This is a genomic window from Janthinobacterium sp. 17J80-10, from assembly GCF_004114795.1.
Classification (GTDB): domain Bacteria; phylum Pseudomonadota; class Gammaproteobacteria; order Burkholderiales; family Burkholderiaceae_D; genus Paucimonas.
In genome coordinates, this window is sequence record NZ_CP035311.1 from 386,067 (window position 1) to 411,658 (window position 25,592).

Sequence of the window (25,592 nt, forward strand, 5' to 3'; positions counted from 1 at the left end):
CGTGCGCCGGGGATCTTCCGGCGCCGGGCACTGCGTAGTGACTTTTGAGCCAAGGAACGCGTCATGAGCAATCCACGCTGGAAGCAACGCCCGCCCGGGTCCAACTGGGGGGATTTCGGTGTTGACGACCAGCTGGGCCGCTTGAACCTGATTACGCCGGAAAAGCTCAAGCAGGGTTTGGCGGAAGTGCAGGATGGCCGTGCCTTTTGCCTCAGCCTGCCGCTGGATTATCCCGGCGGCAGCGCCCTCAATCCCAACCGCCATCCGCCGATCCTGCGCCCGACCCTGCGGCGCGGCAAGGTGAATGTGAATTGTCAGTTGGGTGAACTGGAGCCCGGCCGCCCCGACGTGCTGTCGGATGACCTGGCAATCCTGCATTTGCAGTATTCGACGCAATGGGATGGCTTGCCGCACGTCGGCTCGCTGTTCGACGTTTACGGCGACGGTATTGCCCGCCCCGTCTATTACAACGGCTATGCCGCCGGCACCGACCTGCTTGGCCCAGACGATGTGGCTGACGCTGGTCTGTCGCCCAATATCAAACTTGAAAGCACTTCCTGCGCGCGCGCACTGGGCATCGAGCACATGGCCCAGACCTGCGTGCAGGGGCGTGCCGCCCTGATCGATCTGCGCGCCCATTATGGCGATGCGCATACCCTGGTCGGCTACGACGAAATGATGCGCGTGCTGGACCGGGATGGCGTCGAGATCGAGGCCGGCGACATTGTCTGCATCCACACGGGTTTTGCCGACGTGGTGCTGGGCATGAACCGGCAACCTGATCCAGCAGTGCTCAAGCAAAGCTGTGCCGTTCTGGATGGGCGCGACGAGCGCCTGCTGCAGTGGATCACCGACAGCAACCTGGCGGCAATTGCGACCGACAACTACGCCGTCGAAGCCTATCCGGCGCGCGATGACGATCACTGCTGCGCCTCCCTGCCGCTGCATGAACATTGCCTGTTCAAGCTGGGCGTGCATCTGGGTGAGTTGTGGCACCTGACACCGCTGGCGGCCTGGTTGCGCGCGCGCGGCCGTTACCGTTTCCTGCTGACCGCGCCGCCGCTGAAGCTGCCCGGCGCTTTCGCGTCGCCGGTCACGCCGGTGGCGACCGTTTGATGCCGTCCACCGGCGACCAAGGAAGATGACATGCAAAAACAACGTGTTTTGATTACCGGCGGTGCCGCCGGCATTGGCGCGGCCGCCGCCGAGCGCTGCCGCCAGGATGGCTACGAAGTCGTCATCATCGACCGCGTCGGCGATGGCATCATCGCCGATCTGGCCGATACGGTGGCGACCGGCCGGGCCTTGGCGACAGCGCTGGAAGGCGGTCCGATCACGCGCCTGCTCAACAATGTCGGCATGGTATGCCCGGCGGATGCGGAAAACCAGACACTTGAGGAACTCGAACGGGCCTGGGCATTGAATGTGCGCTCCTCCATGCAATGTATGCAGGCACTCTTGCCTGGCATGAAAGACGCCGGTTTTGGACGCATCATCAACATGTCTTCCCGCGCGGCGCTGGGAAAGCAATTGCGCACCGCCTACGCCGCCACCAAGGCTGGCCTGATCGGCATGACGCGTGTCTGGGCGCTGGAGCTGGGGGCGTATGGCATTACGGCCAACGCGATTGGCCCGGGACCGATTGCCACAGAACTGTTCGAGCGTGCCAACCCGCCAGGCAGTCCGCGTACCCAGGCCATCATCGACTCTGTGCCGGTCAAGCGCATCGGTACGCCCGACGACGTGGCCCAGGCAGTCTCGTTTTTCCTTGACGAGCGCAGCGGTTTCATTACCGGCCAGGTGCTGTATGTCTGCGGCGGCATGACCGTCGGCGTGGCGGGCGTCTGAGATGAGTGCGCACTTCGCAAGCGGCAATGAAAAGACGGTCGCCATTGTTGGCGCCGGCAGCATTGGCGTCGCCTTCGCGCTGGTGTTTGCCCGCGCCGGCTGGCAAGTGCGCCTGCAGGATCCGGATGCGGCAAGGCTTGCTGCCGTGCCGGCGGAAGTCGCCGAGCGCGCAGCAGCCCTGAAAACTTTTGAACTGGTGGAGGAGTCGCCGCAAGTGTTGTGCGACCGCGTTGGCACCGTCACCGATCTTGCTGACGCCGTGGCCGGCGTGCCGCTGGTGCTGGAATGCGCGCCGGAGCGCCTTGATCTCAAGCGGGCACTGTTTGCCCAGCTCGACAATCTTGCTCGCCCGAACGCCATTCTGGCCAGCGTGTCGTCGGCACTGCCGGTGTCGTCCTTCGCCAGCGACCTGCCAGGACGTGCGCGCTGCCTGATCGCCCATCCCGGCAATCCACCTTACCTGATTCCGGTGGTCGAGATCGTTCCTGCCGACTTCACCGACGCCCAGGTGGCGCAGCGCGCCGAAGACCTGTTCGCCAGTCTCGGCATGGCACCGGTACGGGTTGCCCGCGAAGTCGAGGGCTTCATCTTCAACCGGCTCCAGGGCGCCGTGCTGCGCGAGGCGTATTGCCTGGTGCGCGACGGCGTCGCCTCCGTGGCCGATATCGATCGCGTCATGCGAGAAGGCCTGGCGCCGCGCTGGTCCGTCATCGGCCCGTTCGAGACGGTCGACCTGAACACGCGCGGCGGCATCGCCTCGCATGCAGAGAAGATGGGGCCGGCTTATGCCAGAATGGGCAAGGAGCGCGGCCAGGATGATCCCTGGACGCCCGAGCTGGTCGCGGAAGTCGAACGCCAGCGGCGCGCCTTGCTGCCGCTGGACCAGTGGAAGGCACGTGTTTCCTGGCGCGACATCGAATTGATGGCGCTGAAGCGCGATCGCAACAAACGCGCAGCCAAGAATTAACTGCTTCTTCGCTTCACAAAGCGGCAACAGATTCCAGGCACGACATTTTTGACAGACTGATTATTGAAAGGTGAACCATGCTTTATATCGTACACATGCAGGTCAACATTCCCGATACCTTGCCGGCCGAGCGCGCCGCCCAGCTGAAGGCCGATGAAAAGGCCCTGGCGCAGGAACTGCAAAAGAGCGGCAAGTGGCGTCACCTGTGGCGCGTGGCTGGCCAGTACGCCAACTACAGCGTGTTCGATGTCGCATCCAACGACGAGCTGCACGATTTGCTGATGAGCTTGCCGCTGTATCCGTTCATGAAAATCGAAGTCACCCCGCTGGCACAGCATCCCTCGGCCATCGCCAAGAACTGAAGCAGGTCCGCGCCATGCCCTACATGATCGAAACCTGGGACAAGCCGAATCGCCAGGACTTGCGCAAACAGACGCGCGACGAGCACCTCGCCTACCTGGAAGCGCACGCCGGCCTGTTGCTGGCCTGCGGCGCCAAGCTGAACGACGATGGCAGCGATGCCGGCGGCGGCATCTACATCGTCGATGTGGACACCCGTGCCGAAGCCGAAGCCTTCATCGCCGCCGATCCGTTTTCGCGGGCAGACCTGTTCCGCGAAGTGCGGGTCACGCGCTGGCGCAAGGCTTACCTTGCCGGCCAGTGCTGCCTGTAACGCAACGCCCTATTTTCAATTCAGAGGTAACCATGCCCCAAGCCAAGCTCGCCGACGTCAGCATCCATTACCAGCTCGACGGCGATGAAAAAAGTCCCGTGCTGGTGATGTCCAACTCGCTCGGCACCACCCTCGACATGTGGGCGCCGCAAGTCGAAGCGCTCTCGGCACGTTTCCGCCTGCTGCGCTACGACACCCGTGGCCACGGTCAGTCGCAAGTCACGCCCGGCCCGTACTCGATTCCCCAGCTGGGCGGCGACGTGCTCGGCCTGCTCAACCATCTCGGCATCGAGAAAGCCCATTACTGCGGCTTGTCGATGGGCGGCATTACCGGCATGTGGCTGGCTATTTCGCATCCGCAGCGCATCGATCGCCTGGTGCTTGCCAATACCGCCGCCTATATCGGCCCGCCGGAAAACTGGACCACGCGCGTCGCCAAGGTGCAGCAGGACGGCATCGCATCGATTGCTTCGGCCGTGGTGTCGCGCTGGCTGACGCCCGACTATGCGGAACAGCATCCCGAGCAGGTGGCCTACCTGGAAGACATGCTCAAGGCCACTCCCGCAGAAGGCTATGCCGCCAACTGCATCGCCGTGCGCGACGCCGATTACCGCGAGGCGGTCAGGAAGATTACCGCGCCGACCCTGGTGATTGCAGGCGCCGGCGACTTGCCGACGCCGCCGTCCGATGGCCGCTACCTGGCTGAATCGATTCCCGGCGCGAAGTATGTCGAATTGGCGGGCGCGCACCTGTCGAACCAGCAGGAGCCGCAGCGCTTTTCCAGCAGCGTGCTGGAATTCCTGCAAGCCTGAACCGTATTACCCCTGCCTTCCTCCCGCAACGGGCTGGAAGTTTTTATGCCCTGGCATCGTCAAGATGCCAGGGCATTTTTTATGATGGCGGCAATCTGCTGCTGTACGCTTCACTGCCATACATCTTCATCCTGGTGCTGAAATCTGGAATTACCTGTGGCACTGTCCGTCTCTGTCACAAACGTCATTTTTGTGAAATTCGCAAAAGGTACAAATTAACAACGTCGAGATAGAATCAATGGTTTTATTGCAAGGTAAATTAAGGTAATTTTGGAAATTATTAATTTATTGCCGCAGTAACTCGAGGTCGCTCAATTGGAAATACTGGCACTTCAGATTGGCAACGGGCTGGCTCGACGATGAGCCTTGCATAACATACGCGAGTCATTTACTGTCTACAACGGTCTAATTAAATTGGAACAATTACTTCAGGTTACTCGGATAATTTGCGTATCGGGAGATCGTTTCTCAGGGCCTGTCTCAATGCTTGTTGATGTTTTGTATCCTAAAAAAATTTCGCACTGAGGCGCCTCTTTCTTATGTTTCATGTCCGTGGCATGTTTGATGAATCGCCGATCGCGTGCGAGATCTTTTCTCCCGAGGGAAAAGTTATTTATGTGAATGCGGCTTTTCAAAAATTGTGGGGTGTGTCACAGGACGTCGTCGATAACTATATTCTTTCTGAATATAATATTTTGGCCGATGCGCAAGTCGCCGCTTTAGGCGTGCTGCCGTTTTTACAGCGAGCTATTGCTGGCGAATCGGTTCAAATTCCCCCGGTCATATACTTTCCTGAAAATGTCAATATTCCTGGCCGACGTCGATTGGTCAGCGCCTATGCTTATCCCGTTAAAAACCATGACGGGCAGGTAGAGGAAGTCATCATTTTGCAGGAAGATATAACCGATCAAAAACAAGCCGAAGAAGATCTTCGCCAAGCGGCCATTCGCTATGAGACATTGACTCAGGCAGTCCCCGTCGGAATATTCGAGACTGACGCGAACGGCGACTGTCTTTATGTTAATCAGCAATGGTGTGATATGGCAGGCATGACCCGGGAGCAGGCTGTCGGGACTGGCTGGAAATCGGCGTTGCATCCCGAGGATGCCGAAGGAGTGGTTGCCCTGTGGTATGAAACTGCACGAAAAGGTGAAATTTTTAAGGCTGAATTTCGACTACAACGTCAGGATGGTGTAGTTACCTGGGTATATGGGCAAGCAGTTGCAAAGAAAAACGAGCGAGGTGAAATTACGCGCTATGTAGGTACCACAACTGATATTTCCGATCGCAAGAAATATGAGGGAATACTAAGACACAAAGCCACTACTGATGACCTTACTGGCTTGCCAAACCGCGCGACCGCACTCGACCACTTGACACTTGCAATTAACCAGGCACACCGCGATCGACATAGTGCGGTACTGATGTTTGTGGATCTCGACAATTTCAAGCATATCAACGATAGCTTAGGTCATCATGTTGGCGATCGATTGCTCAGGCAGAGCGCGGGTCGTTTGCAGGCGTGTGTGAGGGAAGGCCACACAGTGGCACGATTTGGCGGCGATGAATTTCTGATTGTTATTCCCGCCATCGATAAAACAGAATATGCAGAATTGGTTGCCCAGCGAATCATCAAGGCGTTTGGGCAGCCTTTTCACCTGGATGGCCATGAGATTTTTATTTCCGCAAGCTTGGGCCTTGCCGTTTATCCCGATGATGGCTGTGACGCAGAAAGTCTTTTACGACACGCGGATGCTGCGATGTATCGGGCCAAGGATGCAGGACGCAATACGTACCGCTTCTTTCTGCAAGAGATGAACCGCAAGGCTCAGACACGCATTGAGCTTGAAACTCAGCTCAGGCATGCATTGGAGCGCAATGAGCTGTCTGTTCATTACCAACCCGTCGTCGATTCATATACAGGGGATCTTATCTCTGTTGAAGCGCTCCTGCGCTGGCAAAATTTAAAATTTGGCGAAATACCCCCGGAACGGTTTATTCCTTTGGCCGAGGAGACTGGACTGATTGTTCCAATTGGAAACTGGGTGCTGAATACAGCGTGTCAGGATATCCAAAATTGGATGGAACAAACAGGGAAGAAAATAAAATTGGCTGTCAATTTATCACCGCGTCAATTTGTTGGTGAGGATTTCATCAATTCGGTGAGAGGGGCAATCGACAAATCGAAACTTCCGGCTGCCTGCCTGGATCTCGAATTAACCGAGCGTATGTTTATTTCCGGAGAGTCCAGTAAAGACTTGCAAACTTTACGAGATCTCGGTATCCAGTTTTCGATTGACGATTTTGGCACCGGCTACTCCTCCCTCAGTTATCTTGCAAAGTTGCCCGTCAGTTATATCAAAGTCGATCGAAGTTTTCTTCAGAATGTTGCGGACCAGCCAGGCAGCGGCATTCTTGCAAGGGGTATTATTGCGTTAAGCCATAGCCTGGGGTTTCAGGTAATCGCTGAAGGTGTAGAGACTGATGAACAACTGCAGTTTCTTCAAGAGCATGGCTGTAACTATGTTCAAGGATTTTATATTAGTGCGGCACTACCGATAGACCAGTTAAGCAGCTGGGCAACGATGCATTAAGTTGCATTTTTCGGCAGCCTGGCCCAATATTTTTTAAGGCAATGCCAATGGCGTTGGTTGCTGTTGCCTGTTGTTAGCCCCGGCCTGCGGCTGATCCCGTGCTGGCCCCGAAGGGGGCGAGCCGCTGCCGAACAGGCGGTTCCACAGGTTGCTGATCGGGTCGCGTTCTTCCATGCCAACTGTGCGCACCGCACCCTGCTCGGCAAATTCCTGATATGCGAGATCGCCATTGACCTGCACCAGGCCGCCCGGCAGGGGACGCTGGCCGTCCGGCTTGCCGCGCACCGCCACGCGCATGTAATCGATCCAGATCGGCAGCGCCAGGGTGCTGCCGAACTCGCGGCCGCCGAGCGACTTCGGCGTGTCGTACCCCATCCAGGCCACGGCCACGACATCGCCGGCATAACCGGCGAACCAGCCATCCATGGAGTCGTCGGTGGTGCCGGTCTTGCCGGCCAGGTCGGCGCGGCCCAGTTTTTGTCCGGCGGCTGCGGCCGTGCCGGAATGGGCGACGTCGCGCAACATGCTGTCCATGAGCCAGGCGTTGCGCACATCGAGCACCCGCTCGCTGTCGCTGCCGGCCGGCGGCTTTTGCGCCAGCACATTACCGCGCGCATCGGTCACCTTGGCGATCAGGTAAGGCTCGCGCTGATAGCCGCCATTGGCAAACACGGCGTAGGCGGACGCCATCTGCAGCGGCGTGACCGAGCCGGTGCCCAGTGCAAGGGTCAGGTTGTCAGGATGCTTGTCCGGCGCAAAGCCGAAACGCCCCAGATACGACTGCGCATATTGCGGCGAGATTTGCTGCAGGATGCGGATCGATACCAGGTTTTTGGAGCGCTTCAAGCCATAGCGCATCGTCACCGGCCCGTCGTAGCTGCCATTGTCGTTTTGCGGATTCCACGACTTGCCGCCATTGTCGGCGTCGGCGCTTGCCAGCGGCGCATCGTTGATCATGGTACCCGGCGACAACCCCTTTTCCAGTGCTGCAGAATAGACAAAGGGCTTGATGGTCGAGCCCGGCTGGCGCCACGCCTGGCTGACATGGTCGAACTGGCTGAGGCCGAAATCAAAGCCGCCGACCAGCGCCCGGTAGGAGCCGTCGTGGGCGTTCAGGGCGACGAATGCCGCCGCCACTTCCGGTAATTGCGCAATCGCCCATTTTTGTTTTGCGTCGCGCACCACGCGGACCACCGCGCCGGCACGGATGGCGTTTTGCGCCTTGGCTGCCAGTTTTGCCGCGGCAAAGCGCAAGCCGTCGCCGGCAATTGCGATCTCTTCGCCCGACAGCAGTTGCGCGCGCACGCCCTTGCTCGATGCCGCCAGTACCACGGCCGACTCCAGTTCGACGCTATTTGGATATTTCAACAGCGTTTCAGCGATGGCTTCGTCGCGCTCCTCTTCGTCGGCGGGCAGCTTGATGAAGGCTTCCGGGCCGCGGTAGCCGTGGCGGCGATCGTAATCCAGCACGCCGCGCCGCAGGGCGGCGTACGCCGCATCCTGGTCGGCTTTCAGCAGGGTCGTGGTGACATTGAAGCCGCGCGTATACGTCTCCTCCTTGAATTGCGCGTACATGAACTTGCGCACCTGTTCGGCGGCGTATTCGGCATGCGTGCCATAGCGCTGGGCGCTGCCGCGGATGACCAGTTTTTCCTCGACGGCATGGCTGTGCTCGGCTGCGCTGATGAAGTTGAGCTCGCGCATGCGCTTCAGGATATATAACTGGCGCTGCCGCGCGCGCTTGGGATTGACCACCGGGTTCATGGTCGATGGCGCCTTCGGCAAGCCGGCCAGCATGGCGGCCTCGGCGGCGCTGATGTCGCGGATCGGCTTGCCGAAATAGGTATTGGCGGCGGCGGCAAAACCGTAGGCGCGCTCGCCCAGGTAAATCTGGTTCATGTACAGCTCGAGGATCTGGTCCTTGGACAATTCGCGTTCGATCTTGTAGGACAGCAGGACTTCATTGATCTTGCGCGCATAGGACTTTTCGCGCGTCAGGAAAAAATTGCGCGCCACTTGCATGGTGATGGTCGATGCGCCCTGGCCATTGCCGCCGCTGACCACATTGGACAGCGCAGCGCGCAGCACGCCCTTGTAATCGACGCCGTCATGGCGGTAGAAATTTTCATCCTCGATGGCCAGCAGCGCCCGCGTCATCAGCGGCGGCATTTGCTTGATCGGCACAAATTCGCGCCGTTCCTCGCCGAATTCGCCGATCAGCACATTGTCCGCGGTATACACCCGCAGCGGAATCTTGGGGCGGTAATCGGTGAGCGCATCCAGCTTCGGTAGGGACGGCACCACCAGTACCAGCGCATACGCTGCCAGCAAGCCGGCCAGCACGGTCACCACCAGCAGCGAGGCGAGCATGAAGCCGCCCAGGCGCCAGCGCCATGTGCGTGCGCCGGACGGGGACTTTTTCGATCCTCTCGGCGATTGCGGTGAGGACGAAGGCTTGGAAGATTTGGATGATTTCATAGGGGTTCAACTCTAGCAGGCAAGGTGACCTGCAGGAATGTTGATTACTTTTTGTAACGAAGAGATCCGTGCCATTGTGGCTTGTTTGCACGAAATGCACGATAACGATGACGTTAGGCAACAAGATCATATAAAAGTTGCTTAATATTCATACAATATTTCCATTGTGGCGTAGAAGGATACGGTACTGCGATGGCGTGTTCTATGATTAAATGCCGACTTTGCGCTGATGCGTATCCCCACGCCTGACGGGCCGTTGCCTGTATCTTTTGTCTTTCATGCCACCTTCCTCCCCATTGCCGGATAACGCGCCTGCCGGCGCTGCTGATTCCCCGCCCGTCATTCACTGGACTGAAGCCGGTGAAGCGCGCTCTGCGCGCTGGCGCGCCGAAGGCAGCACAGCGCCGCCCAAGCGCGTCGTGGTCGGCGACGATACCCTGGGCGCCGATGCAGCCTACCGGCTGGCTTGCGAAGGCACGGCCATCCTGTGGCGGGGCGACTTCCAGAATGCGCGGCAATTGCTGCAGGCGCTGGCGCGCCGCGCTGATGGCAAGGGGCGCCGCAAGTCCGGCAAGCCAGGCAAGGATGCCGCCACAGTTAGCGGACCTGCCGACGCGTTCCACTTGCATCGCCAGGCGCAAGCCCAGCGTGCCCGCGTACTCGGTTCCCTGCTGCTGCCTTTCGAAGCCGATTATGGCATTCCCCTGCGGCGCGCACCGGATGTCCGGCAAGCCTGCCACGAGGCCTATGGCGAGAATGCCGTTGCTTTCGTGGCATCGCTGCGTGAATTGCAGGGCATCATCGGCGCGCACGAATGGCGCAAAAAAGGCGTCGAGATCCCGGCACTGGGCGCGCGCATCCATCCGCATTACGGCGTGTTTTCGCCAGTGCGCGGCGAATACCTGGACCTCGTGGCGCAAGCACTGCAAACCACCAGTCCCCCGCCGCTGGCGTTCGATATCGGCACCGGAACCGGCGTGCTGGCGGCATTGCTGGCGCAGCGCGGCATCGAGCGTGTCGTGGCCACCGATTGCGCGCCACGTGCGCTTGCCTGCGCGCGTGCCAATCTCGCCCTGCTGAACTTGTCCGACCGCGTGCAGGTCGCCGAAGCCGACCTCTTTCCCGAGGGGCGCGCGCCGCTGGTGGTATGTAACCCGCCTTGGGTGCCAGCCCGTCCCAGCTCCGCCATTGAACAAGCCGTATACGACCCGGACAGCCGCATGCTGCGCGGCTTTCTGGATGGCGTGGCGGCGCACCTGACGCCTGGCGGCGAAGCCTGGCTGATCCTGTCCGATCTCGCCGAGCACCTGGGCCTGCGCTCGCGCGAACAATTGCTGGCGATGATCGAGGCCGCCGGGCTGTCGGTGTCTGGCCGGCTGGACGCGCGGCCGCACCACGCCAAGGCAAGCGACCCGAACGATCCTCTGCACGCGGCGCGCGCCGCTGAAGTTACGTCCCTGTGGCGCCTGCAAGCCACACCAGCGGCGCCGTGAGCGCCGCCTTCACTGATCAATTCAGGTTCGCGGCCCTGCGCTGCCAAAGGTGCGTTGCCACCAGCCGCGCAAGCCGGCAGGCGCATGGCGCCGTTCAGTTGCTGTCGGTGGGGCGGATTGCGCCGGCCTGGCGGCCGGGGATGGCGTTTGCTGCGGTTCCAGTGTCGGTTCCGGGCGTGTCTGGCGGTCGTATTCCAGAAACAGGACCTTACTTTCCAGAATCTTGATCAGGTTGTCCTTGTCGGACAGGCGGGCCCGCAATTCCGTGGTGACCTGATCTTTTACCCGCCGCAGTTCCGCTTCCAGCACGATGATGCGCTCCAGGGAACGGATCCGTTCTTCGAGCAAGACAATCCTGGTTTTGTCGGTACTATTCTTGCGCACCGGTTCCTTGGGCGCTGCCTGCGGACTGTGCAAGCGGCCATAGGTCCGCAACAGCTCTGCCGTATCGATGCGCACGTCGCCATCTTGCAGGATAGTCGGGGACAGATGGCCATTTTCAATATCGCGTGCCAGGGTGGTGCGCGCCTTGCGCACCAGTTTTGCCGCGTCAGAAATACTCACGAGCGCCATGTTTTGCATTTTGAATTGCTAAAGTATTAATTGACCAGGCAAAGTCGAAAAAATTCTTTCACGGGCAGGGAAATGTCAGTGGGAAGAGCGTTTGGACAAGTAACACGCCAAGGCAGCAACACGAGGCTTGTGATTTCCACAAAATATGTGGTGCTAGCAACACTTATTTTGTATCAGGCCGATAAACCGCCTTATTCCACGCATCACAAGCGCAGTGATAGTGATAATCTGCAACTTTTCCCGGTGAAATTTACAAAGATTAACAATCGCAGGGAGCGCGCCGGGGTGCGTGGCAAGTTTTACCTTTTGAGGCGGCATGGATAATTACACCATCTTTACCAAAACAGCCAAGGGCTTGGGGGAAACGCTCGGCAAGACCAAGAACCTGTCACGTGAGCAGCGCAAGATTCTCAAGGAAATCGACGGCAAGGCCAGCCTGGGCGATGTGATCGCGCAGATCGGCACCGACGAGCCGAAACTGCAAGCCGCAATCGCCAAGCTGCTGGCAGACGATTACATTCGCGAATTCGGCTCTTCTGCGCCGCCAGAAGCCCGCGCGGCTGGCGACACCGTGTTCGGCCTGACCATGCCCGCCAAAATCGAGGCCGCCAATAGCCAGTTGACCATCGGCGATTTTTTCCGTGCCATGGAGCAGCCGCAATCGCAGGGCGCCAGCCTCGACTTCCGTAACTTGCCGCAGGTTGATGATGCCGCCGCAAGGCTCTCCCTGGAGAATGCGGTGGCGCAAGTCGAGCAAACGCGCCGTGCCATCGAGGAAGAAGCACAGCGCATTACCCGGCAGGTACAGCAGCAGGCCGCAGATGCGGCGCGCCTGCAGGCCGAGCAGCAATCGCGTCGCGCTGCAGAGGAAGCGGCCCGTCGCGCAGCGGAAGAACAGGCGCGCAAGGAAGTCGAGGCAAAGGCAGCGCGCGAAGCGGAACTGGCCCGGCAACAGGCTGTCGAGCAGGCACGATTGAAAGCTGAGGAGCAGGCGCGTCGGGAAGTCCGGGAAGCCGGAGAGGCCCAGGCGCGTGCCAAAAAAGCGGCAGACGACCAGGCTCGCCGCGAGGCTGAGGCGCTTGCGATGCGCGAAGCGCAGGCCAAGGCCGAAGCCGAACGCCAGGCCCGCGAGCGCGCCGAAGCAGAGGCGCGCATGGCAGCTGAAGAACGCGCGAGGAAAGAAGAACAAGAGCGGCAGGCCCAGGAGCAGGCGCGCATCGAGGCGGAGCAGGCCCAGCAGGAGGCGCGTCGCGCCGCGGAAGAAGCGGCCCGGCGCGAAGCCGAAGAGCGTGCGCGCCAGGACGCCGCGGAGCGCGAACGTCAGGCAGCCGAAGATACGGCGCGCCGTGCGGTGGAAGAGCAGGCGCGCAAAGAAGCTCAAGAAGCTGCGCGGATAGCGGCCGAGGCGCGGGCTCTCGAGGAGGCGCAAGCCGCGCAGGAGCGTGCCCGCAAAGAAGCTGAAGAGCAGATGCAGCGCGAAGCCGAGGATCTCGTCCGCCGCCAGGCCGAAGAAGCTGCACGCCGCCTGGCCGACGAACAGGCGAAGAAGGAAGCGCAGGAGCAGGCGCGCATGAAGGCGCGCGAGGCAGCCCGCCGTGTCGCCGAAGAGCTTGCCAGGCGCGAGGCCGAAGCACAGGCAAAGGCCGAGGCGGAACGCCAGGCACGCGAGCATGCCGAAGAAGAGGTACGCCTGGCAGCCGAAGAACGTACGCGCCGCGAAGCGGAAGATCAGGCCCGCAAGCTCGCTGAGGAAGAAGCGCGGCGCGCAGCCGAAGAGCAGATGCGTTTGCAGGCGCAAGAACAGGCGCGGCTGGCGGCGGAAGAGCAGGCAAGGCGTGACGCCGAGGCGCTGGCGAAAAAGGCCGAACAGGAGCGTGCGCGCCAAGAAGCCGAGGAAGCAGCGCGCCTCAAGGCAGAAGAAAAGGCGCGGCAAAAGGCAGAAGAAAAAGCCCGCAAGGACGCAGAAGCGCAGGCAAAGCAGGAAGCCCGCGAGCAGGCGCGGCGAGAAGCGGAAGAAAAAGCCAGGCAAGAAGCAGCCCAGAAAGCGCAACTGGCGGCTGAAGCCAAGGCAATAAAGGAAGCAGAACAACAAGCCCGGCACGCAGCCAAGGAACAAGCGCGGCAGGCGGGGGCGGAAGCCGCACGCCTGAAAGCCGAGGAGGCGGCACGCGTCAAGGCGGAGAAGGCTGCCGAAAAGCAGGCGCAACGCGAGGCCCGGGATGCAGAAAAGGCTGCCGCTTCGTCGGGCAATGGTGCCAGCCTGGTCATGTTGCCGGCAAATATCGGCAAGCTGGCGCGACTTGGTGCCCTCGCGCTGGTGGTCGTGGCCGCGGTGGGCGTGGGGCTGTTGCACGTGGTGCCATTCAATGGCCGGCTGGCGCAGCTTGAGCAAGCCGCCACCGCCCAGTTCGGGCAACCCGTCAAAGTCGGCAGTCTCAAGCTGGCTTTGCTGCCAACGCCGCAGTGGCGGTTGCAACAGGTGGCTATCGGCAATGAAGGGCAGATCACCGTGCGCGAGGTCGATGTTCGCGTCGCACTGGGCAGCGTGTTTTCCGATGCCATGCAATTCAAGTCAGTTACGCTGGTATCTCCCGTCGTCAATGACGAAGGCATGGGCTGGCTGCTGTTCGGACAAGCGCAAAACCCGGCGTGGCAATCGGCATCGATAAATGCAACCGATCTGCAGTTACGCTCCCGGCATGTCCGGCTGCCGACGTTTACGGCCTCTGCCGAACTGGGCGAGGATGGCAGTTGGCGCAAGCTCGTGCTGGATGCAGCCGGCAGCTCGACGCGCCTGGATTTGCAGCGCGCCGACGCCACGGTGCGCTTTGAGCTGACAGCAAGCGGCCTGGTCCTGCCGTTTGGCGGCACGCAGGCCTTCGATACATTCAATGCCAGCGGCAAGGTGATGCCGGATGCGCTCGAGGTCAGCAAGTTTACGGCTGTCCTGTACGACGGCACCGTCAGCGGCAACGGCATGCTGGGCTGGCGCGATGGCTGGAGCCTCAAGGGCGAGGCGCAGGCCAGGCAAATCGCCTTGTCAAGGCTGATGCCGGCATTGCTGCAAAGCGGCGCCATGGATGGCAGTTTCAGGTATACGATGCAGGCAGACGCGGCTGGCAAGCTGTTCGCTTCGCCGCAAGCCAGGGGCAGCTTCAGTATCGGCAATGGCATGCTGGTTGGCGTGGATTTGGCCAGCCAGGTGATGGGCCAGGCCGGCAGCGGCAGGTCAGCGTTCAATGAAATGAGCGGCGAATTTGCGCTGGTCGGTGGCAAGGTTCAGGTGTCGCGCATGCGCATGTCGGCAGGTTTGCTGTCGGCGACGGGCGATGCCACCGCCGATGCCAATGACAAGCTGGATGGACGTTTTGCGGTTGACTTGCGCACCGCATCGAGGCAGGCCCACGCCAACCTGAATCTGTCCGGCACCCTGGCATCACCGCGCTTCAGCCGCTAAGCGGCGGCGCGCGCCAGGGCAGGTGCCTCAGGGCGCCATGCCGAACAGCTTGCGCACGTGACCGAAAAAATTAATCTCCGGCGTTGAGGTCCCCGCCATTCCACCCACATATTCACGCAGCAGCTCGCGGTGGGCGGGATTCAGGCCGATGAACTGTACGCCGAAAGAATCGCCCAGCACATGGCGGATGCGCCCGCGCGCAGTGAAATGGCGGGCGACCGGAGCCGGCAGGTAAATGATGACCGAGGCCGGCAAGTCGACATGGCAGCCGGCGAAATGGTGCTTGACGCTGATGCGGATACCGCCCTCGCTGATATCGACCGCATTGGTGACTTCAATAAAGTCATTGCCGTTGATGTCGACGCGCACCGGCGCCCGACGGTCCGGCGCGACGCGGACGTACTCGCGCCGGTTTGCCCCCTGCATATTGGTCTTGTCAGGCATGGGTTGTCTCCCCCTTTTGATGCCAGTGTACGAACAGAAATTTCCTTTGTCTATTTGCAGTGACGCAAACTGCTGCCTGCGACACAGTCTTTAACAAACTGTGGTGCCACCGCCCTTATGCCGGAAGGTCCGCCAGCAGAAAAAGCGCGGACATCGTTGAACAAAGCAGTTTTGATAATGTCCTATGGGCTATAAGTCATGAACTCGCAAAGAACGATGGAACCTACACGGGAAGAATTGCTGGCCCACCTGGCCAAGGATGTATTCAACAAGCGGCAACGCCTGCTGCAAGCTGGCCAAGCCAGTGTGCACATGCCCGGCAGCGAGGCCGCGCAGGCGCTGGAAGCCGAATACCGTAGCGCCGAACTCGAATACGCCCAGGCCAGGGCCGCGTTCGCGCGCGCCATGAAGCTCGACAAACCTGCCGTCGGTTAGCCAAGGAGACGATCGTGCCTGCATGCCCAGCCTGTATTGCCCTGGAAGGCGCACCCGTCGCCACGGCGCCGCATGCCAACCTGCTGCTGTACTCCGAGGCGGGCATCAACTTCTGGGAAAAGGCGACCGGCGTGGCTGAGTACTACGTTTGCCATGCCTGCGGTCTGGCGTGGGAACGCGACCTCGCGCGCAGCGAGCCCGACGCTGTCTGGAAGCATGCCTCCCGGCCGCTCGAAGGCGCAAAAGTCCTCAGCGGCTAGACAGTCGTACCACCGGCATATCGCTGGGTAACTTCGCCTTGAAATTCTTGTGTACCTTGAAATGGTAGATACTGCCCTCGATGGTAATGGGGGCATAAGTCGCCTTGGCTGGCAGGCAATCCGGACAAAACGGCAGGTTGATGGCGTATGTCATTTTCCGGTAATTGCGCAACCGCTTTCTGTATTGCGGCAGGAATAGCAGCGCCACGCCGGCGGTCAGCACCGAAAACATCACAAACGCCATGTAGGCGGCGTCGTCGAGCCGGTCGCCAAGATGCGAATCGTAATGAAAGACGAATTCTTCCATGTGGTCCGTGTCCTTGCCACACAAGACGCAGCATTCCGGAAAGTCCTGGTCGACGGCCAGTTCGGCGGCGGTGTATTGAAAGTTCTCCGGCGGCGCGGTGCGGGTATTCTTGCGGCATGCCGGGCAGGTGCCATCTTCCAGGGGATGGATGGGGGCATAGCAAAACGGACATTCGGTCAGATTCATGCGCATCCCTGTCATTGTCATCGCAGGTCAAGCTTGCTGCGTTTCTTATGCTAGTGTTTTGCGCACAAGGACACAATTAATTTTTTGACTGTTGTAAAAAACAAGCCCAGCATGGAAGCGGGGCTTGTTGATTTGTCAGCGAATCAGGCGCTGGCTTATTTGGTGACCTGGATATTGTCGAGCAGGACGCGGCCAGTCGGCTTCTGGTTGAACTTGAAGACGATACCCTTGATCTGGCTAAGCGCAAGCGTCGGCTTGCCCGCCACAAAATCAGCCAGCGGGATGCGCACCGTGCGCAGCATGGAATGGCTGAAATCGCTGCCGAGATTGTCTTCGCCGGCGACCTGGTAGGCACGGTCTGGATACGGCAGACGCGCATAGTTCGACACCGCCAGCGTATTGCTGGTGTAGGTGGTGCCGAGATAATTGACCAGCAAGTGCACGGTGAAATCCTGATCCACACCCTTCGGATTCTTGTCCTGGGTGAATTCGTACATCTGGCCGGCATCGAACGAAAGTACCGGGTTACTGCTTACCAGCGAGCCGACTGTGGTGGTGGTGGCAAAATTCAGGCGGTATTCGGCCGTACTATTTTGCCAGGCGAGCCGCAGCGCATTGGTGGCCAGGTAGCTGTGCGGATAATCCTGGTACGCCATCGGGATGCCGAAGAACCAGACTTCGTTCGGGAACAGGTACATTTCCTGCATCTCGAACAGGTTGCTGCCGGCATTGGTCACGCCGCTGCGTGAACCGGTCGAGGCTGATGTATCTTCCTGGTAGTGATTCAACAACACCCTGCCCTTGCTCTGGTAGCGCGGCACGATCGTCACGCCCGCAGGCAGGCTGGCGTCCGGCGTCCGGTTGGTCAGCACATTGGTGGTGTCGACCGTGCGCAGCACGTTTTCCAGGTAGGCGGTCAGGTACACCTTCAACGCCTGCTGGCTTTGGTCGGGACGAATCAGGCCGGCCAGTGGACGCACATGGAAATAGCCGTCGGCGCAGGCTTCGGATGTATAGCCAGCCACGCAAGGTGCCGCCCACACGCTATTGAAATGCTTGTGGTTGGCGCCATTGACCATGTAGGCGGCCTTGATATGGGTCGGCGTCGCCAGCGTTGCGCGCTGCGCACGCTCATACTGGTTCTGCCCGTAGAAAAACCCGACGTCTTCATCACGGCTGCCCTGCAGCGTTGCGTAAGCAGCATCATCCAGCACGATCGGGGTCGACTGCGACGGATCATCCGGGTTCGCCGCATTCGCAAAGTAGGGCTTTTGCGTCTTCGGATCGATTTCCATCAGGATGTACTTGTCGGTCGGCGCGATCGAGAACAGCGCTGCGATGTTGAACTTGTAGTAATCCGGGGAAGTCGTGAGACTCGAGGAATGCGTGGTATTCAGCACCTTGGCCACCGCAATCGCTTCACCGCCGCGCGAATGTCCGACCAGGGCGATCTTGGTCATGTCGACCTTGTTGTAATACTGGTTGCCGAAGGTCGTGCTCCACTTGCGCCACAGTTGCATGTGGCGCAGCAGGACAATGGCACGCGCATCCATTTCGCCGACCGCGCCGTTCAGGAAATCCTCGTCGATCGCGACAGCGATATAGCCCTGGCTGGCCAGGTGTTGCTGCAGGTAGGCGTAGCCCTGGAAGCTGGCTTCTTCGGGCGCGTGGTTGCCGTGCAGGATAAAGACGATCGGGAATTTTCCGGTGGCGGAAGGGCGAAAGACGGTTGCGCGCAGCGGCGCCTTGTCCATCGTGATGCCCAGCACGTCGGTGACATGGGATGCCGGCGAATCGAAGTAGCTGCGGATGTCGGTGGTGGTGTTGGCGCCGCCAGTCCAGCTGCCGTAGGATTCCTGGATGACGCTATAGGTGCCGGGGTCGCCGTAGCCGGCATGGGCCATCGGCGAAGCGCCCAGCAGCGCCAGCAGCAGGCTTGCGGTGCGCGCGGCGTTCGTGATGAGATTTTTGAACAAAGCCATTTTATTTTTCCCCTTATTCGGCAGGCGCCTTGAAAATCAGCGCGCTCTGGCGTGTAGCTTTTGCGTCGGCGGCGTAGCGGAACGGCTTGCCATGCATTTGCTTCAAGACCAGCGGGTCATATACCTTGAAGTAAATGCCATCGCGGGTCGCGCCGTATTCGCGGATCGGCATATCGCCGATGAAAAGCTGCACCGGTTGCGCATAGTTGGTCGGTATCACGCCTTTTACTTTGACGAGGTACACCTTATCGAAGGCGCGCTCGGCGCCAGCGGCATCCCTTGCTGCCATCGCAGCCGGCAGCTGCTTTTTTTCAACCGAATAGGAATCGAGGCGGACATTCGCCGCAAATAACCCTGGAGCTGCCAGGCATCCCAGCACAAGCATCGGCATTGTCAATTTCATGTTTTTCTCCGACAGTTTTTAAAAAGCGCACGAGGCAACGCTGTTTATGCGGCGCTGCAGCATGCTGGTGTCAAAAAAAAGCCTGCATAGGGAGCAGGCCAGTCCATATCGGATAGATACGGCAGAGACGGGCAAATTATGATGCGTTGCAACTTGCAAAACAATTAACTTTATGTGATATCAGTTATACAACATTTGAATAACAAAAAAGCCCGCAGATTCCTGTCTGCGGGCTCATTCGAAAAGCGTGCGGATATCAGCGGCGTGACGACAGCACAATGCCACCGACGATCAACATGAAGGCCGCGCCATGATAGAGCTGTGGCAGCTCGCCCAGAAAGGCCGATGACATCAGCGCGGTAAACAGTGGAATCAGGTTGGAAAAGAACGAGGCAATGTTCGGCCCGACGCGCGCTACGCCGGCGCCCCACAAACCCAGGGCGATGATGGCCGGGGCGGTTGATACATACAGCAGGGCCAGCGCCAGCGGCCAGCCCCAGTCGAATTGCGGCTGTCCCAGCGTCCATTCGCCCGTCGCAAAGACGGCGGACCAGGCGACGCCGAAAATGACCTGCGCCAGTAAATAGCCGCTCCAGTTCTTGCGGATTGCCGCCGGCTCGGTGGGGCGGGCCAGGAGCCAGCTGTAGACGGACCAGATGATGGTGGCGACGATCATGATGACGTCGCCTGGCACCAGCCGCAGCGTCAGCAGGGCGTGCCAGTCGCCGCGGCACAGGACCACCACCACGCCGGTAACTGACAACAAGGCACCGAGGATCTGCATGGGTAAAAAGCGCACGCCGAAAAACACGCGGCCGATTGCCATCATAAAGATCGGCATGCTTGCGCCTACCAGCGTGACGTTGATGGGCGAAGAAGTGCGCAGTGCCAGATAAAGCAGAGCGTTATAGGAGCCGACACCCAACAGGCCGAGCACGACAAAGCGCTTCCAGTGCGGCCACAGGCCGCTGTCGCGACGCAGTACGTTGCGTCCCAAAGGCAGCAGTATCAGCAATGCGACCGACCAGCGGATCAGGTTGACGGTAAATGGCGATGCCAAATGGCTCATCATGCGTCCGGCGATGGCATTGCCAGCCCACAGGAATGGCGGAGTGGCCAGCATCAGGGCGGTGGTGAGGTTCAGCGGATGGCTCATGAGGCGGGGAAAATCAGCTGGCAGGGGCAAACGAGGCGGCCCGATTCTCGCAGGGCGCGCAGGCGGCAAAGACTAAGAGGATACCCGATTTCCGCGACAGGCGAATGACACGCCTGCCGCGGCTGTGATGCGCAAATGGTCAGACCGGCATGCCTTCCGGCGCTAGCGGCGTGGCTGCGGCCACGTTGCGGTATTGTTGCAGCCAGAGTGCGAATGCCTGGACAGGCATAGGCCGGGCAAAATAATATCCCTGGAATTCATCGCATCCCGCTGCCCGCAGCACCGTCACATCGATTTCATGTTCTACGCCTTCGGCGACTACCTCCAGGCCGAGCGTGTGGCCCAGGCCGATGATTGCCTTGGTCACTGCCAGATGATGTGGTTCAACATGAATATTCTGGATGAAGGAGCGGTCGACTTTCAGCTTGTCGATGGGGAATCGGTACAGGTAATTCAGGCTTGAATAGCCGGTGCCAAAATCATCGACAGACAGCGTGAACCCCAGCGCCTTGATTTTTTCCAGCACCGCGATGGTCTTGGTAACGTCGTCCATCAGGATGGACTCGGTCAGCTCCAGTTCAAAATCGCGTGCCTGCACAGGGAACTCCGCCAGGGCATTGCTGAGTACGCCGGCCAGGTCGCCGTTCTTGATCTGCATCCCGGACAGGTTGATGGAGACAGGAATGTTGCCCAAGCCGTTTTCCCGCCAGGCCAGGTGCTGGCGAAACGCTTCCCGGATGATCCAGTCGCCGATCGGGATGATCAGCCCAGACTCTTCCGCAATCGAAATAAAGCTGTCCGGTGCGACCATGCCATCGGCGGGATGCTGCCAGCGCACCAGGGCCTCTACCCCGGCCAGCGCGCCGGTGCGGGCGCAGACGCGTGGCTGGTAATACAGCAGCAGCTCGTTGCGTTCGGTCGCATGGCGCAAGTCATTCTCCAGGCGCAATCGACGTACGACCCGCTCGTTGAGCTGCGGGGTGAAGAATTGCACATTGTTCCTGCCCTGTTCCTTGGCCTGGTACATTGCCGCATCCGAATGACGCATAAGGCTGCCGATGTCCTTGCCATCATCCGGAAACACCGCGACGCCGACGCTGCAGGAAATGAACAGCTCAGCGCCATCGATGTCATGCTGGCGCAGGATCAGCGGCAGCATGCGCCGCTCGACCACCGTGCCGATCTCGTCCACGCTGGCGATGCCGTTAAGGATGACAACGAATTCGTCGCCGCCCAAACGGGAAACGGTATCGCCTTCACGCACCGCCTGCGACAGCCGTTCCGCCACCGAGCACAATAGCCGATCGCCGACATGATGGCCCAGGGAGTCATTGATATTTTTGAAGCGGTCCAGGTCGATAAACAGCACAGCCACCATCTTGTCTGTGCGGCTGGCTTGCTGGATCGATAATTGCAACCGCTCCGCGCACAGGATGCGGTTGGGCAAGCCGGTCAATGCATCATGATGTGCCAGGTAATGGATGCGCTGCTCGTTTTCCTTGCGCTCGGTGATATCGAAGGAAATCGCGATGAAGTGTGTGATGTTGCCATGATTGTTTCTGACCGCATTTAATACCAGCCATGCCGGATAGGCAGTGCCTTCCTTGCGATTGATCCAGATTTCCCCTTGCCAGAAGCCTTTGCCGGCGGCGGTCTGATGAATCGTGTTCACAAATTCGCTGCCGTGCCTGTCGGCGAGCAGGGGCATGGGGGATGTGCCGATCAGTTCCTCCAGGCTGAAACCCGTATTGCGGCAAAATGCCCGGTTGACGATGGCGATCTTGCTATCCGCATCAATGATTACAATACTCTCGGATGACGCTTCAAACACCTTGGCCCAAAGCTCCAGGCGCTTTTCCATTTGCTTCATGTTGTTGGTCGGGGTGAAGGTCGTCAGCACCGCATCCTGGCCTTGGTAATCCAGGCGCCGCGCCGACACCAGCGCCCAGGATGGCTTATCGCCGCCGCGCCAGCGCACCTCAAATTCACTCACCGAGCCAAGGTCGCTCAGTCCTTGGAAAAAGCGCGCGCGCGAGGATTGGTCCATGCCGGCGTGCCAGGGATTTTCAACCTGGTCGGATAGCCAGGCGCGGGCGGCGTCATTGGCATGCAGCACTTCGTGGTTCGGAATTGCCGTGACCATCAGCGGAATGGGAATTGCCTCTACCAATTCCCGTTGCGCTTGCGCCGCGCGGGTTTGCGCTACCAGCTCTTGCTGGACCACGCGGTGATGGTCCAGTTGCTCGAGCATGTTATTGAAACTGGCGACGAGCCGGCCGATTTCATCGTCGCTGTCCCAGTTGGCCCGCAATGAATAGTCGCCGGAATGCCGCACACGGTCTGTCAGGCGTTCGAGCCGCACGATCGGCAAGGCAATTTGCCTGGCGACGAAAAAAACGATACTCAGGATCACCAGCAGCAGTACGCCAGCCACGCCCAGATGAGTCCACATGCGTGAGAACGCATGGTCGATCCGTGCATGCAGCAGCCGCTCGATTTCGGCGGCGGCGTCGAGCCAAGCGGCGTCCAGCGCCTGCAAGGCCGCATGCCGTATCTGTGGATAGTTGCCGACCGTTGCCGGCTGCGCGTTGATGCCAGCCAGTTCCTGACTGGCATTGCGGAACTCCCGTGTCGCCGCGAGCAAGGTGTCCTGCGAGCGCGTCAGATTCGCTTTCAGCAATGGTGTGCTGGCTGAAAAAGCCTCGGCATAGTCACTGCGTATGCTTCGTACGATCGCATCCAGCCTGCCGGCCAGGATCAGAAAACGCGGCTGGTTGATTTGCCGGTCCCGCGTGGAGGCGCCTGCCATCTGGCTGGTCAGGGTGGCTGTCTGGTGCAGCACCTCCAGCAGTTCCGGGAAACGCAGCACGATCAGCGACATCGTGTAGTAGCTGTCCAGATCCGGGTCGAGAATCAGGTTCGACTGGTTGCCCACACGTGTCAGCAATTCGCGGCCGGTGGCAAATGCCGCGGCTGACTGGGGCGAAATCCCGGCTTGGCCTGCCAGGCCTGCGGCTGCAGCCCGCTTCAGGTTGTCGGCCAGTTCTACGCTCAGGGTTGCACTGTCCATCGCGGCACCATGGCGTTTTTCGGCTTGCGTAATTGCATCGGCAAGGCGGTCGTAACTTCGCCGTGGCCGGGTGTCGTCTGCAAGGCTTGATGCCGGATCGACGATGGTCATCAGCGTATCGCGTATCGCAGCGATATAGTAGTTGCCGACAATTTCCTTGCGGGCAAAGTCAATGGCGATGAATTTTTCATTGATCAGGATGGCTGAGACGAAAATGACCGCCGTCAGGTCCAGGAAGTAGATCAATGCGAGTTTGCGTCCGACTGTAAGACTTCGTATCAGCCGGAAAAATTTATTTTTCATGGGAATGGATGCAGGCCGTGGTATAGGCTTGCAGCAAGTGGCGTGCCAGAAATTGCTTATCAGTAACTTATTTATTTTTACGCACGCACACAAAACAGGCAATTATTGCCCCAAGAGGAGGCATGGTCGGGGAGCGGGGAACAATTGTCGACACAGCATCGGCCCTAAAAGAGGGAGAACTGTTTTTAAAGCTACAATCAGTTTTAAATAAACTTCTTGCCCAAGCCCTGACGTGAAAATCCAGTTCGCTTCCGATCTGCACTATGAATTTCTGGAAAAGCAGTTTCCCGACTATCGCATCATCTCCCCTGCCGACGCTGATGTCCTGGTAATTGCCGGCGACATTCACCGGGCCACGATGGCGATCCAGACTTTCGCCGACTGGCCGGTGCCGGTCGTGTATATCCATGGCAATCATGAGGCCTACTATCAGCAATATGACGACTTGCTGGAAGAATTGCGCGAACAGGCGCACGGCAGCAATGTGCATTTCCTGGAAAACGATGAATTGGTGCTGAATGGCGTGCGCTTCCTGGGGTGCTGCCTGTGGACCGACTACGAGCTGGCGCCATTCGATCCGGCCGAAGCCATGCTGGCAGCGGAAAAATTCTTGCCGGACCATAAAGTGATACACACCGGGCAGCGCGACCACGATGACAAGGAGTGCGAAAGTGGCGAGATCAGTTTTCCCGCCAAGGCAGCGCAACAACTGCATGCCGCCTCGCGCGCCTGGCTGGCGACAAAGCTCGCGGAAGAATTCGATGGCGCCACCGTCGTCGTCAGCCATCACGGCCCGCATCCGGATTCGGTGCACGAGCGCTTTGCCGGCTCGATCATCAATGCCGCCTTTGTCAGCGACCTGACGCCGCTGATGGGTCGCGCCGAGCTGTGGATCCATGGCCATGTGCACAACAGCTTCGACTATACGGTCGCCGGCACGCGCATCGTCACCAACCCGCGCGGCTACGCCACGAACCGCCTGGCGGCGGCTTCCCCCGAGCAGCTGACCTGGGAAAATCCGGAGTTCGACCCGCAGCGCGTGGTCGAGGTCGGCTAGCGCGCTTTATTCTGGGGTCGCGCCAGAATCAAAGACCATGAGGGGTTTGCGATTTGCAGTACACCCGCGCCACATTCAAAAAATTATGCAGGATGGGCGATTGGTCGTCATTCCGGTACAGGCAGCTCAGGTCCACGGTCGGCGCCGGCACCTTCTTGATCGGCCGGTAAACCACATTGGGAATCTGCAGGGCGGTGGCTGACTCCGGCACCAGGCAGATGCCGAAGCCGCCGCCTACCAGGGCAACGCCAGTGACGGCGTCAGCCACTTCCTGCGTTTCCTGCATATGGAAGCCTTCGGCGTGACAAAGTTCCATCACGTAGTCGATGAAATTCGGCCGCGAGGCGCTGGGGAATAACACCACAGGATTGCTTGCCAGTTCAGAGAATGCGATTTCCTTCTGCCGCGCCAGCGCATGGGTTTGATTCACGGCGACATAAAGCCGCTCGTTCATCAGCACTTCCGCCGTGATGTCCGGCGTGTCCCAGACCAGCCGGTTAAAGCCCACCGCCAGTGTGCGGTTTCGCAGCGCGTCGATCTGCTCCTTCTTGCCCATCGTATGGAGCACGATTTTCACATCCGGATAGATGGTGCGGTAACTCAGCAGCAGTCCCGGGATCAGGCTCAGGATGCTGGAGCCGAAGATGCCGACATCGATACGGCCGAGTTGGCCGGCCTCGGCGCGCTGGGTCCGCTCGGTGGTCTGTTCGATCAGCGCAAAAATATTGCGCACACCGTCAAGAAACAACTGCCCGGCATCGGTCAACTCCATGCCCTTGGCGGTGCGCAAGAACAGCGTCGCGCCGATGGTTTCTTCCAGCAGCTGGATCTGACGCGTCAGCGGCGGCTGCGAGATATGCAGGCGCGCTGCAGCGCGGCCCATGTTCGACTCTTCGGCGACCGCCATGAAGTACTTAAGCTGACGAAAATCCATGAACTGGCAAGTCTCTGGTGACGCTCTCATACCATTTTTGTATGAGATGGGAGCAAATTTGGTATTGGAAAGTATTGTCTGTAGCCGCTAATTTATCACATACGCGCTGCCGCCGATTTTGGAACCGGCGCAAAAACGCCATCAATACAAGACGATACGA

Annotated in this window: 21 protein-coding genes; 12 read left to right on the forward strand and 9 right to left on the reverse strand. The window is 59.6% G+C overall.

What is annotated here, in order from left to right; genetic code table 11:
• The first annotated feature begins 63 nt into the window (after nucleotides 1-63).
• The 7 genes from EKL02_RS01665 (at nucleotide 64) to EKL02_RS01695 (ending at nucleotide 6,894) form a co-directional block, all read left to right on the forward strand.
• Nucleotides 64-1,116 carry a cyclase family protein gene (locus EKL02_RS01665; protein ID WP_128900409.1) on the forward strand — a complete coding sequence of 351 codons (1,053 nt, stop codon included), beginning with the start codon at nucleotides 64-66 and terminating at the stop codon, nucleotides 1,114-1,116.
• Between the two features lie 30 nt (nucleotides 1,117-1,146).
• On the forward strand, nucleotides 1,147-1,848 hold the full coding sequence (locus EKL02_RS01670; protein WP_128900410.1) for an SDR family oxidoreductase: 702 nt from the start codon (nucleotides 1,147-1,149) through the stop codon (nucleotides 1,846-1,848).
• Between the two features lies 1 nt (nucleotide 1,849).
• Entirely contained in the window at nucleotides 1,850-2,815 is a 966-nt protein-coding gene (locus EKL02_RS01675; RefSeq protein ID WP_128900411.1) for a 3-hydroxyacyl-CoA dehydrogenase, read from the forward strand.
• A 77-nt stretch (nucleotides 2,816-2,892) separates the two neighbouring features.
• Nucleotides 2,893-3,177 carry a muconolactone Delta-isomerase gene (gene catC / locus EKL02_RS01680; protein WP_128900412.1) on the forward strand — a complete coding sequence of 95 codons (285 nt, stop codon included), beginning with the start codon at nucleotides 2,893-2,895 and terminating at the stop codon, nucleotides 3,175-3,177.
• Nucleotides 3,178-3,191: 14 nt separating this feature from the next.
• The gene (locus EKL02_RS01685) at nucleotides 3,192-3,488 is read left to right on the forward strand and encodes a YciI family protein (RefSeq protein ID WP_128900413.1); all 297 of its coding nucleotides are present in this window, start codon (nucleotides 3,192-3,194) and stop codon (nucleotides 3,486-3,488) included.
• Nucleotides 3,489-3,520: 32 nt separating this feature from the next.
• Nucleotides 3,521-4,300, forward strand: coding sequence for a 3-oxoadipate enol-lactonase (pcaD, locus tag EKL02_RS01690; protein WP_128900414.1), 780 nt, complete (start codon nucleotides 3,521-3,523; stop codon nucleotides 4,298-4,300).
• Between the two features lie 539 nt (nucleotides 4,301-4,839).
• Nucleotides 4,840-6,894 carry a bifunctional diguanylate cyclase/phosphodiesterase gene (locus EKL02_RS01695; RefSeq protein ID WP_128900415.1) on the forward strand — a complete coding sequence of 685 codons (2,055 nt, stop codon included), beginning with the start codon at nucleotides 4,840-4,842 and terminating at the stop codon, nucleotides 6,892-6,894.
• Nucleotides 6,895-6,927: 33 nt separating this feature from the next.
• Here the strand turns inward: EKL02_RS01695 and EKL02_RS01700 are convergent, their stop codons facing one another.
• Nucleotides 6,928-9,264, reverse strand: coding sequence for a penicillin-binding protein 1A (locus EKL02_RS01700; protein WP_128903339.1), 2,337 nt, complete (start codon nucleotides 9,262-9,264; stop codon nucleotides 6,928-6,930).
• A gap of 386 nt (nucleotides 9,265-9,650) precedes the next feature.
• On the opposite strand from EKL02_RS01700, the gene EKL02_RS01705 reads away from it, so the two are divergent.
• Complete coding sequence (locus EKL02_RS01705) at nucleotides 9,651-10,865, forward strand: class I SAM-dependent methyltransferase (RefSeq protein ID WP_128900416.1); 1,215 nt, start codon at nucleotides 9,651-9,653, stop codon at nucleotides 10,863-10,865.
• Between the two features lie 21 nt (nucleotides 10,866-10,886).
• On the opposite strand, the gene EKL02_RS01710 is transcribed toward EKL02_RS01705, so the two are convergent.
• A complete protein-coding gene (locus EKL02_RS01710) occupies nucleotides 10,887-11,438 on the reverse strand; it encodes a hypothetical protein (RefSeq protein ID WP_164931922.1) in 552 nt (183 codons plus the stop codon).
• A 316-nt stretch (nucleotides 11,439-11,754) separates the two neighbouring features.
• Between EKL02_RS01710 and EKL02_RS01715 the strand changes: the two genes are divergently transcribed.
• Nucleotides 11,755-14,895 (forward strand): hypothetical protein, encoded by a 3,141-nt coding sequence (locus EKL02_RS01715; protein WP_128900418.1) that lies wholly within the window; start codon nucleotides 11,755-11,757, stop codon nucleotides 14,893-14,895.
• Nucleotides 14,896-14,922: 27 nt separating this feature from the next.
• On the opposite strand, the gene EKL02_RS01720 is transcribed toward EKL02_RS01715, so the two are convergent.
• Nucleotides 14,923-15,339: a PilZ domain-containing protein gene (locus tag EKL02_RS01720; RefSeq protein ID WP_128900419.1), complete on the reverse strand. Its 417-nt coding sequence runs from the start codon at nucleotides 15,337-15,339 to the stop codon at nucleotides 14,923-14,925.
• 198 nt (nucleotides 15,340-15,537) lie between these two features.
• Here EKL02_RS01720 and EKL02_RS01725 point away from each other — a divergent pair, with 198 nt between their 5' ends.
• Both EKL02_RS01725 and EKL02_RS01730 read left to right on the forward strand, forming a co-directional pair.
• Nucleotides 15,538-15,774 carry a hypothetical protein gene (locus tag EKL02_RS01725; protein WP_164931923.1) on the forward strand — a complete coding sequence of 79 codons (237 nt, stop codon included), beginning with the start codon at nucleotides 15,538-15,540 and terminating at the stop codon, nucleotides 15,772-15,774.
• A 14-nt stretch (nucleotides 15,775-15,788) separates the two neighbouring features.
• The gene (locus EKL02_RS01730; RefSeq protein ID WP_128900421.1) at nucleotides 15,789-16,034 is read left to right on the forward strand and encodes a hypothetical protein; all 246 of its coding nucleotides are present in this window, start codon (nucleotides 15,789-15,791) and stop codon (nucleotides 16,032-16,034) included.
• Here EKL02_RS01730 and EKL02_RS01735 read toward each other — a convergent pair.
• The 5 genes from EKL02_RS01735 to EKL02_RS01755 all read right to left on the reverse strand — a co-directional run bounded on the left by EKL02_RS01735 (nucleotide 16,024) and on the right by EKL02_RS01755 (nucleotide 23,441).
• The gene (locus EKL02_RS01735; RefSeq protein WP_128900422.1) at nucleotides 16,024-16,527 is read right to left on the reverse strand and encodes a hypothetical protein; all 504 of its coding nucleotides are present in this window, start codon (nucleotides 16,525-16,527) and stop codon (nucleotides 16,024-16,026) included. The genes EKL02_RS01730 and EKL02_RS01735 overlap by 11 nt on opposite strands.
• A 155-nt stretch (nucleotides 16,528-16,682) precedes the next feature.
• Nucleotides 16,683-18,509, reverse strand: coding sequence for a hypothetical protein (locus EKL02_RS01740; RefSeq protein ID WP_128900423.1), 1,827 nt, complete (start codon nucleotides 18,507-18,509; stop codon nucleotides 16,683-16,685).
• A gap of 13 nt (nucleotides 18,510-18,522) precedes the next feature.
• Entirely contained in the window at nucleotides 18,523-18,912 is a 390-nt protein-coding gene (locus EKL02_RS01745) for a hypothetical protein (protein WP_128900424.1), read from the reverse strand.
• Nucleotides 18,913-19,168: 256 nt separating this feature from the next.
• The gene (locus EKL02_RS01750) at nucleotides 19,169-20,068 is read right to left on the reverse strand and encodes a DMT family transporter (RefSeq protein WP_128900425.1); all 900 of its coding nucleotides are present in this window, start codon (nucleotides 20,066-20,068) and stop codon (nucleotides 19,169-19,171) included.
• A 139-nt stretch (nucleotides 20,069-20,207) separates the two neighbouring features.
• The gene (locus tag EKL02_RS01755; RefSeq protein WP_128900426.1) at nucleotides 20,208-23,441 is read right to left on the reverse strand and encodes an EAL domain-containing protein; all 3,234 of its coding nucleotides are present in this window, start codon (nucleotides 23,439-23,441) and stop codon (nucleotides 20,208-20,210) included.
• A 232-nt stretch (nucleotides 23,442-23,673) separates the two neighbouring features.
• Here EKL02_RS01755 and EKL02_RS01760 point away from each other — a divergent pair, with 232 nt between their 5' ends.
• Nucleotides 23,674-24,498: a metallophosphoesterase gene (locus EKL02_RS01760; RefSeq protein WP_128900427.1), complete on the forward strand. Its 825-nt coding sequence runs from the start codon at nucleotides 23,674-23,676 to the stop codon at nucleotides 24,496-24,498.
• A gap of 28 nt (nucleotides 24,499-24,526) precedes the next feature.
• On the opposite strand, the gene EKL02_RS01765 is transcribed toward EKL02_RS01760, so the two are convergent.
• Nucleotides 24,527-25,462 (reverse strand): LysR family transcriptional regulator, encoded by a 936-nt coding sequence (locus EKL02_RS01765; RefSeq protein WP_241687764.1) that lies wholly within the window; start codon nucleotides 25,460-25,462, stop codon nucleotides 24,527-24,529.
• Between the last annotated feature and the right edge of the window lie 130 nt (nucleotides 25,463-25,592).